The following is a 9,878-nucleotide window of genomic DNA, read 5'->3' as shown; positions in this document are numbered from 1 at the left end:
GGTAGAAGTCGCTGAACAAGTTAACCAACTGGAAACCATGTTCGAAAGATTAACAGAACAATATAATGAAGAGATAAGCCACCAGACCAAGATGATTGGTGTCATTTTAGAACCTATGATTATTATCCTAATTGGAGCCATTGTAGGCGTAATTATGGTCTCAATGTACGCCCCAATGTTTGATTTAAGTAAAATTATAAATAAGTAATAGTAATGTTAGTTCCGTTTGTGCTTTTGCACGAATTCGCTAGCACATTTTAACAAAATAAAAACAAATAAATGTTAAATATGATTCAAAAATACCACAAGCTAAATAAAAACTTACAAGTTAAAGCCTATTCTTTAACAGAGATTTTAATCGTATTATGCATCATTGGCATATTATTATTAATGGTATTGCCCAACCAAACCTCAGTAATTGGTCAGGCAAAAGCTATCGAAGCTCAGGCTATGCTAAATCAGGTTTATGGTCTTGAAAAAAGTTATTTCTACAGACATTCAAAATATTCGGGCAGTCTGGAAGAAATTGGTTTTGAACAAGAAAAAACAGTAGACGAAGGTGGTCAGGCAGTTTATAAAATTGAGATAATCGATGCCTCAAATGATTCTTTTTCGGCGAGAGCAACTGCCACATCAGACTTAGATGGTGATGGAAGCTTTAACACTTGGGAAATTGATAGTAAAAAAATACTAACAGAAGTAACAAAAGAGTAAATTGAAAATATCACCTGCAATTTTGTTATTTTGTTTAATTATCCTTTTTATTCAGGATTGGAAATACAGAAAAATACATTTGGTTTTACCTCTTGTTATTTTTACTATTTGTTTCTATATAATTCCTGTAAAAAAATATGATTTGGCCGAGGTTGTACTTTATAATACAATTTTCTTCTTAATCACTTTAGGCATTCTAACACTTTACATGAGTTTGAAATCTAAAAAATTCTTAAACCCTTTTCTTAATTATTTCGGACTGGGCGATTTGCTATTTTACATTTCTATTGCTCCGCTTTTTATATTAAAAAACTATATCCTGTTTTTTATATTATCACTTCTATTTGCAATTTTACTGCAATTTGGGTTAAAGAAGTTTATTAAAGAAGACACAGTTCCTTTAGCAGGATTTTCGGCTTTGTTTTTAATCATTGTATTACTGAAAGAGCATTTCTTAACCTTTCAAAAAATCACATTATTATAATGATACAGGACATTGAAATTTTTCCGGAAATACAACATACTGTTTCGAATGATTTAGCCAATCAGTATCGAATATTACCTAAATCACTACAAGAAAACACATTAGAATTATATGTCGATGATTCTAATAACAATGAAGATACACGAGATGAGCTGGAATTATTTTTAGGAAAAAATATCATATTTCATCCAGTCAATGCCTCAGAAATAGAGAAAGCTTTATCTATTTATTATAGAAAAGAAAGAGCATTAACCTCTAATAAATCCCTGAATGTTGACAAAGGTGATTTTCTTGAAAATTTATTGACCGAAGCAAAATCTTTAAAATGCAGTGATATTCATTTTGAAGTTTACGAGGATTCCTCGCGCATTCGTTTTAGAATTGACGGTCAACTCATTGAGCGCTACAAAATAGAGCGTGATAATTATCTCGAATTAGTCAATAAAGTCAAGATCAAAGCCAAACTTAATATTACTGAAAAAAGGCTTCCGCAGGACGGGCGAATTACCAACGAATCATTTGACATCAGGGTTTCGATCCTGCCAACATTGTTTGGCGAAAAAATAGTAATGCGTCTTTTAGGTCAGGATGCTTCAAACATAGATTTAAGTACTTTAGGTTTGCAAAAAGAAGAGCTTGAAAGTTATCTTGAAGCGGTAAAAAAACCAAACGGAATTATATTAATAAGCGGTCCGACAGGTTCAGGAAAAACAACAACACTTTACGCTACATTAAGATTGTTAAATGATAGCCGTAGAAATATTGTAACAGTTGAAGACCCAATAGAATATACCTTAAAAGGAATTAATCAGGTACAATTAAAGGAAGATATTGGCCTAACATTTTCATCTGCCCTAAAATCTTTTTTACGTCAGGACCCTGATGTTATTATGTTAGGAGAAATTCGTGATTCAGAAACCGCTTTAATGGCAATACGTGCCTCACTAACAGGACATTTGGTTTTATCAACCATACACACCAATTCAGCAATAGGAACTATTTCGAGGTTAATAGATATGGGAGTTCCATCGTATCTAATTGCCGAAACCTTAAATTTATCTGTTGCACAAAGACTGGTTCGAAAACTTTGTGCCAACTGTAAAAAAGAGACTGTTAATAACCCAAAAGATTTTCCGCTCAATTTTAAATTTCCTTTCGAGATCTCCTCTTATTACAAACCTGTGGGATGCAATAAATGCTTTCACACCGGATATAAAGGAAGAACAGCAATTTATGAAATTTTAAATATAGATCACTCTATTGCAGAGTCTATCAAAAATAATACGATTACCAAACTATACAATAATGACAATAACTATAAATCACTGCCTGAAAAAGCATTTGAAATTTTAGCCCAAGGAGAAACCTCCCTAGAAGAAATATATTCAATTTTAATAAACATATAAACAAATGCTTAAACAGATAGTATTCGCACTAGCTGCGTTATTTTTCTCAAATATTATTTTCGCTCAGCAAGACATTGTCGAACTGGGGCGAAAGTTTGACGAATTTGCCATACAAAAGAAAGGTTTAAATGAAACTATTAAAATAGATGTTTCTGGACTTACACTTCACGATTTTATTGCCTCAATAGCCGAAGAACATCAATTAAATGTCGATGTTGATACTGAATTGAATCAACCGGTAGCCAATAACTTTTTTGACGTAACGGTAAAAGATGTCTTTATACACCTGACGCAAAAATATGATCTTGATGTCTCGTTTATGAGTAATATTATCGTTTTCAAAAAAAGAAAAGTCATAGCCGTAGTCGAAAAAAAACAGCCCAAAATAATCGATGTAACTTATAATTCGCAAAATGATTTTCTCTCTGTAAGGCTTGAAAACGATACTTTATCAGCTGTTGCAAAAGCGATTATTGACAAATCCGGGAAAAATTTAGTTTTAGCACAAGACGTAAAAAACATAAAAATATCTTCTTATATCTTAAATCGTCCTTTTAATCAGGTAATCGAAATGATGGCTAAATCAAATGACCTGAGTGCCATAAAAGATGATAACGATGTCTATTTCCTGCAAAAAAACACTGCTCAAAATACAAGCGCTTTAGCAGCTGGCCCGAAAGCGAAACAGCCAAGAGTAAGTCTTGGAGTTCCGGGATTTTATGAAGTAAATGTAAATAAACAAGGATTTTTGCAAGTAAACGCTTATATCGCAGATGCATCTGATTTATTGACTGAAGCTGCAGAAAAACTACATATTAATTACTTTTTATACAACAAGCCCGAAAACGAAAAAACAACACTTTCTGCTGACAGTATTACTTTTGATGAGCTTTTGGCAAACATCTTTAAAGGAAAAAAATATACCTATAAAAAACAGGATAATTTCTATCTCATTGGTGAAGAAGCTACTGAAGGATTAAGAGTAACCGAAATGATTCAATTAGAAAACAGATCTATAGAGTCTGTTATTACTACATTACCAAAGGTTTTTTCTGAAAAATTAGAAATAAAAGAATTTATAGAATTAAACGGATTAATCGTTTCCGGATCAAGATCTATTCTCGAAGAGCTGAAAATTTATATCAAACAAATTGACAAAGTTGTGCCCATGGTACAAATTGAGGTTATAATTGTGCAATACAACAAATCCTACGATATACAAACCGGAATGAAAGCGGGATTAGACAAACTAAATGCTGTTAAAACGACTGGTGTTTTGTTCCCTAGCCCTGATGTAACCCTCAACGGATCCTCGGTAAATAGCTTGATAAATGCTTTTAATGGTTTTGGTCTTTTTAAACTAGGAAAAGTAACCGAATCTTTTTACCTCAACCTTAAACTTCTCGAAAACAATTCGGTATTAAAAATAGAATCTACTCCAAAAATCGCCACTATAAGCGGGCATGAAGCTAAATTATCTATTGGAGAAACGAGCTACTATTTCGAGCAAAATAACCGATTAATCAACAATAGTATTGGTAATGATATTTTGAACTCCGGAACCTGGAAATCAACCGATGCCAATTTAAGCGTATCGATAAAACCATATGTTTCTACAGACGAAAATGTAACATTGACTATTGCTGTAGAAAAAAGTTCTTTCCTGGCAAGAATTGGTGAAGGGGCACCTCCGGGAAAAGCAACTCAAAAATTTGAATCTTTAGTAAGAGTCAAAAATGGCGAAATGATATTGCTTGGCGGTCTGGATGAATTGAAAAAAGAAAACTCCGGAACAGGAACTCCGTTGATATCTAGAATCCCAATTATTAAATGGTTTTTTAGTAGTAGAAAAAAAGGAAAAAGTGATTCTAAACTTCATATTTTTATTAAACCAACCGTTATTTATTAAGGATGTTTACCACTTTATCTAAATTCATAAAAATAAACGACTTAAACGTTGTTGGCGTAATCAAGAAGGAAGATTACGAAATCTATAATTTGCTTACTATTAAAAAGAAGGCAAATAAGATTTCTATTGTGTCAAAACAAACTTTTGAAAATTTTGAAGCCTTAACAAAAACAGCAGACAAAAAACTGCCGCTCTTGATCGTTGTAGAAGGAAAAGGGGTTTTGAATAAAGAAATTGATTTTGAAAATGAAACAGATGTAAACTGGCAAAAAAATATCGATTATAATGCCATTTATTATACGGATATAAAAGGTACAAAATCAAATTTTATCAGTTTTTGCAGAAAAAACATTGTCGAAGAAACAATTACGAAATTTCAAAAAAGCGGCTTTCAGGTTATCGACGTATATATTGGATCATTTTTAGCCGCTTTATTAAATAATGTTTTAAAGAAAGGAATTTTACTTTCGACTGATTTAAAGTTAGAGTTTGAAAATGAGAAACTAATTGGTTTTTCTAAACAAAATGAAGGTGAAAAAGCCGTTAATTACCAAATTGGAGAAGAAACCATTTCTAACACTTTTCTACCGCTATATGGAGCTATTATTCACTTTTTTGTAAAGCAGAGAGAAGTTTCAAAAACTATAAATAGCAGTTTAAATAATGAAGAATTAATTTATAAAAAAGCATTCAATATCCTTGGAATCGCTATTCTTTGTAGTTTTCTGGGATCATTACTAATCAGTTATTTTTTGATTCAGTATTACGGAACTAAAAATTCTGAACTAAATCTTCAAACGGTTTATTCCAATCAGTCTTATCAACTGATATTAGATCTGGAAGCTCAAAAAGAAAAAAAACTAAGCCTTTTAAAAGAATCCGGCGTTTTGTCTTCTAAATTTCTTTCTTTTTATGGTTATGAAATTATCAGAACAATTCCGGGTGGTGTTTCTTTAAACGAATTAAATATTATCCCACTAAAAGAAGAATACAAAGAGAATAAAAAAGCATTATTTAATAATGGTACAATCATTATAAAAGGCGAAACATTTCAGGAATCAGCATTTAATGTGTGGTTAGAGAATTTAAAAAAAATGAATTGGTTACAACGCTTTGAAATCATTAGTTTGAAAAAGGATAAAAAAAACAAATCAATATTCGAAATAAAAATAATTCTTAAAAATGTTTGAAAACTATTCCTATAAACAAAAGTTTTATGCCTTGATAATACTCTTTTTTATGCTATCGATCACAGCATACAAAAGATCATTTCATACTTTATTTGAAGTTATTTCAGAATATAAAATGCTATCAAAAAAGGCAGATGACATTAATAAAAAATCTAAAAACACTGGAACATTAACCAATGACATCGCTTACTTAGATAAAATTACAGGCAAAGAAGGCGTTACAAAAGAGATGGTACAACAAGGTATTGTAAGTTTTGCAGCTACAAATTCAAGCAACATATCTATAAGTGATTTAAAACCCATTCATGATTTTCCTGAAGATGATTATCATATTATTACAAATCAGCTGGATGTTACCGGAAACGCGAATCAACTATTAGAACTGGCCTATAATTTTGAGAAAAAATTTGATTTTTCGCGAATGGTAAGTCAGAATTTTTATACCACAAAAAAGAACAATAAATCCGAAGTTTTACATTTAAAAATGATTTTTCAAAACTATGAAAACAATAAATAAAATTATACTAATAAGCCTGGCTATATTAACTTATTCATGCGAAGATATTCTCGAAGAAGATATTACAAATGATATTGTACAAATTATTTCGCCGGCAAAAGATGCTAAAATTGAAAGCAATGTAGTCAGTTTTAAATGGAATAACCTAAAAGGTGCAGACAAATACCGTGTTCAGGTTTTTACAAATGATCAGGTATTATTACTGGATTCATTGACTACAAAAGCAAGTTTAACGCTTCCGCTAAATGCAGGAAATTATCTTTGGCGTGTACGTGCAGAAAACTATGCTTATCAATCGACCTACTCCTTCCCTTCTGGTTTTTCGACCATTATCCCCGATGATTTAACCAATCAGCAAGTTGTATTATCAAGCCCTGATAATGATAAGTATGTAAAATTTGTCAATGTAACACTAAATTGGGAAAAACTGAATAAAGCAACAAGTTATAGCGCAAAAGTTATTAATACGGCAACCGGAGAAGAAGTTTTTTCTAAAAGTGATTTAACAGACAACTCTGTAATGCTTGACAAGCCAACATTAGCTGATGGAAATTATGAATGGAGAATAAAAGCAAAAAATACAGATAGTGAAACAAAACAATATTCATCCAGAAAATTTAATATTGACACGACTCCACCCAATCAGCCCAAAAACACGCTTCCGGCAGACAATTCGAATCAAACAGTTAATACGGCAGTAACGTATACGTGGAGCATACCAGCGGATGTTGGACTCGCAAAATCTCCAATTTCATATGTAGTCGAATTTGCCAGCGATGTTACTTTTAATTCTATTGTTCAAACAATTAACAGCAATACAACAACACTACAATATACATCTACAACGACAGGAGTATACTACTGGAGAATTAGAGCTATTGATGGAGCTGGAAATATTGGAACTAATAGCACAGGATACAAGTTTACAGTAAATTAATAATGGCAAAAAAAAAGATCAATATAATTCTAATTATCGTAGTTTTAGGCCTATGGGGAACCGTAGGTTTTAAGACTATTAATCGCTACTTTGGCGATAACACCATTATTGCAAATACTGAAATGCAGACAAAAAATGTATCTCTTAAAAGAATCGATAAAGATACATTTGAGTTAAAAAAAATAAATAGAGATCCGTTTTTAAACAAGGAACTTCAGGAACAAGCAGCCCCGGTAAAATTGGTTCCTTATCATAACCCGATAAAAAAAGTGCCTGTAATAGTACCTAAAAAACCAATTGCAAACGTTAATTGGCCTACATTAAAATATTTTGGATATTTAAAGTCTAAAGACCAGGAATTGTTTTTGCTAAAAATAGATTCAAAACTGCATAAACTCAAATTAAACGATCCTGTAGATGGTTTGGTTGTAAAACGAAAATTTAAGGATTCTATCGAGGTATCTTTTAACTCACAAAACAGAATAATTCATTTGAGGTAGATGCTATAGCTAAATTATATTTTTAATTTTTTCTTACAGTTTAAGTACATACGGTACATAAAGGTTTGAAAATAAATTTAAAAACGAAAAAAGCTTCAGAGAAATCAAGGGCAATGAAAAAGATCCTTGTTTTGATCGGGTTTATTTTTTGGACAACAAAAAAACGCTTATAACAGGATTTAAAAATATCTGTTGTAAGCTTTTTTCGTTTTATAACTGTTTTCTTATTTACATTTATATGAGTCTGTTTTTGACTTGTAGAGGGTGTTTTGTGTAAGCGTATTTATTTTATAATTTCTTATATTAATTTGAGTATTCTTTTTAAGTTGACTTTAAAAAGGTTCTGTCGCATCTGTCAGAATCAAATATAAGAATTTAAGTAATTTAAAAGTCAGCACGCCAATTTACAGAATGATTTAAACATAGCTATTCCTGGTCCAAACATTTGATTCTTTCTCAGCATATGTACAACTTCAATTCCGCTTAAAGTTCGTCTGGCCGATTCAAAACTTTTAAAACCCAATCCGTTTTGTATGCGCCACTTGATAAAACGATGATCCTGTTCGACAATATTGTTGAGATGTTTACACTGCCGGATTTCAATCTTTGGGAACGAACGTTTGTTATATACTTTATAGCTCCACTTTTATCAATATTTATTACTCTTGGCCGGCAGTTATTACTAATTGCTTTAATTAGAAAAGACTGAGCGCTCATTCTCTGTCTTTTTCTGGTCAAAAGAAAGTCTGCTGTATTGCCTAATTTATCTACTGCTCTATATAAATAAAACCAAATACCTTTTACTTTAATATTCCTCTCATCCATTCTCCAACTCGTACCCACTCTGCCTTTTCTCTTCTTCATCTCTGCCTCAAACAAAGGTATAAACTTATAAACCCAGCGTTGGATTGTGGGCAGATTGAATTAAAACCATTAAAATAAGTTACAATGTTTAGGTATTTTCGTCAAACTTGTAAAGGAAAAACCTTAAATTGTACTGAATCAATACTTTAAAGTAATTTCAGCGATAGCTGATTAATATAAGTTCAGTATGGAAGGAAATGTTAGATATTACGATCCTATTTTTAAAGAGAATGCTGTTCTATTAAGTCATAAAAGAGAAACAGTTCTGGAAACTGCAAAAGAACTTGACATCACCCCTAAAATGCTTTCTAAATGGCGCTGTATATATAAGACGTTTCGAAAAGGGAGTTTCCCCGGCAGAGGCCACAAAAGGATGTATCACATAAATTCAAAAATCTTCGAATTAGAAAACAAACTTACTGAATCACAGCTACGTTTAGAAATACTGAAAAAAGGCAGTCAATATATACATCAAGGGAAGCAGGAACTTTATAATTTTATCTATAAAAACAGAAAAAAATATTTGATAAGTAAAATGTGTGAGGTTCTTGGTGCTTCTACATCAACATATTACTCATGGACACAACAACCTTTTACAAAAAGGGAAACTCGAGTACATCTTCTTAAAAAAGAAATAGTTTCCGTGTTTTTCGAATTTAAACAACACCACGGAAGTATATTAATCACGAGAGAGCTTCATCGCAGGGGATATCAGATCTCAGATACACAGGTATCATTTTGGATGAAACAGCTTGGACTGCGAAGTAAAGTGAAAAAGAGATTTAAAGTAACAACAGACTCTAAACATAATCTCTATACCTCGCCAAATGTCTTAAACAGACAATTTAAAGTGGACAGACCTTCTAAGGTATGGGTTTCGGATATTACCTATATACAGATTGATAAAAGATTTTTATATCTAACTGTTATTATAGACCTATATGATCGAAAAATAGTAGGCTGGAATTTGAGTTCCGGTCTTTCTACTGTAACAACTATTATTCCTGCCTGGAATATGGCCGTAAGTAACCGTAAAATTTTAGATGGATTACTATTTCACTCTGACAGAGGTGTACAGTATGCCAACAAAGTCTTTACCAATATTCTAGATGGCTATAAGTGTACCCGAAGTATGAGCCGCAAAGCAAACAGCATCGATAATGCTGTTTCAGAAAGCTTTTTTAATTCATTAAAAAGAGAACTAATATACAGTCAGAAAACATTATTAACTCCAAAAGAGATGAGAGCAGAGATATTTGAGTATATAGAAAACTGGTACAACAAAAAAAGGAGACATTCAGCACTTAAATATAAGACAATTGAAGAGTTCAATGCAGAGATATAATGTCAAAAGATA

The 9,878-nt window shown here is 31.7% G+C and carries 11 protein-coding genes and 1 pseudogene; 10 read left to right on the top strand and 2 right to left on the bottom strand.

Going from position 1 to position 9,878, the window contains the following annotated elements; genetic code table 11:
* From ACHRWY_RS26710 to ACHRWY_RS26670, 9 genes are all read left to right on the top strand, one after another.
* Positions 1 to 208, top strand: a 208-nt coding sequence (locus ACHRWY_RS26710; protein WP_395358925.1) for a type II secretion system F family protein, incomplete at its 5' end; no start/stop codon positions are given.
* Between the two features lie 71 nt (positions 209 to 279).
* Entirely contained in the window at positions 280 to 714 is a 435-nt protein-coding gene (locus ACHRWY_RS26705) for a type IV pilin protein (RefSeq protein WP_395358923.1), read from the top strand.
* Between the two features lies 1 nt (position 715).
* Entirely contained in the window at positions 716 to 1,198 is a 483-nt protein-coding gene (locus ACHRWY_RS26700; RefSeq protein ID WP_395358921.1) for a hypothetical protein, read from the top strand.
* Entirely contained in the window at positions 1,198 to 2,604 is a 1,407-nt protein-coding gene (locus ACHRWY_RS26695; protein WP_395358919.1) for a GspE/PulE family protein, read from the top strand. The genes ACHRWY_RS26700 and ACHRWY_RS26695 overlap by 1 nt, the downstream gene beginning before the upstream one ends.
* Before the next feature lie 4 nt (positions 2,605 to 2,608).
* On the top strand, positions 2,609 to 4,513 hold the full coding sequence (locus ACHRWY_RS26690; protein WP_395358917.1) for a type II secretion system protein GspD: 1,905 nt from the start codon (positions 2,609 to 2,611) through the stop codon (positions 4,511 to 4,513).
* A 2-nt stretch (positions 4,514 to 4,515) separates the two neighbouring features.
* A complete protein-coding gene (locus ACHRWY_RS26685; protein WP_395358915.1) occupies positions 4,516 to 5,703 on the top strand; it encodes a hypothetical protein in 1,188 nt (395 codons plus the stop codon).
* Complete coding sequence (locus tag ACHRWY_RS26680) at positions 5,696 to 6,220, top strand: hypothetical protein (protein WP_395358913.1); 525 nt, start codon at positions 5,696 to 5,698, stop codon at positions 6,218 to 6,220. The genes ACHRWY_RS26685 and ACHRWY_RS26680 overlap by 8 nt, the downstream gene beginning before the upstream one ends.
* Positions 6,204 to 7,157, top strand: a complete 954-nt coding sequence (locus tag ACHRWY_RS26675; protein ID WP_395358911.1) for a hypothetical protein — start codon at positions 6,204 to 6,206, stop codon at positions 7,155 to 7,157. Before ACHRWY_RS26680 ends, ACHRWY_RS26675 begins: the two co-directional genes overlap by 17 nt.
* A gap of 2 nt (positions 7,158 to 7,159) precedes the next feature.
* Complete coding sequence (locus ACHRWY_RS26670; protein WP_395358909.1) at positions 7,160 to 7,657, top strand: hypothetical protein; 498 nt, start codon at positions 7,160 to 7,162, stop codon at positions 7,655 to 7,657.
* Positions 7,658 to 8,048: 391 nt separating this feature from the next.
* Here ACHRWY_RS26670 and ACHRWY_RS26665 read toward each other — a convergent pair whose 3' ends face one another.
* Positions 8,049 to 8,228: a DDE-type integrase/transposase/recombinase gene (locus ACHRWY_RS26665; protein ID WP_395358927.1), complete on the bottom strand. Its 180-nt coding sequence runs from the start codon at positions 8,226 to 8,228 to the stop codon at positions 8,049 to 8,051.
* A gap of 71 nt (positions 8,229 to 8,299) precedes the next feature.
* A pseudogene (locus ACHRWY_RS26660) lies at positions 8,300 to 8,482 on the bottom strand (DDE-type integrase/transposase/recombinase); the annotation flags it as partial.
* A gap of 226 nt (positions 8,483 to 8,708) precedes the next feature.
* On the opposite strand from ACHRWY_RS26660, the gene ACHRWY_RS26655 reads away from it, so the two are divergent.
* Positions 8,709 to 9,866 (top strand): IS3 family transposase, encoded by a 1,158-nt coding sequence (locus ACHRWY_RS26655; RefSeq protein ID WP_395358907.1) that lies wholly within the window; start codon positions 8,709 to 8,711, stop codon positions 9,864 to 9,866.
* Positions 9,867 to 9,878 lie beyond the last annotated feature (12 nt).

Origin of the sequence: Flavobacterium sp. FlaQc-48 (assembly GCF_044007335.1) — a bacterium.
In the GTDB taxonomy this organism is placed as follows: Bacteria; Bacteroidota; Bacteroidia; order Flavobacteriales; family Flavobacteriaceae; genus Flavobacterium.
The sequence above is the reverse complement of the archived record's forward strand: the minus strand, read 5'-3'. Positions and strand labels throughout refer to the sequence as shown.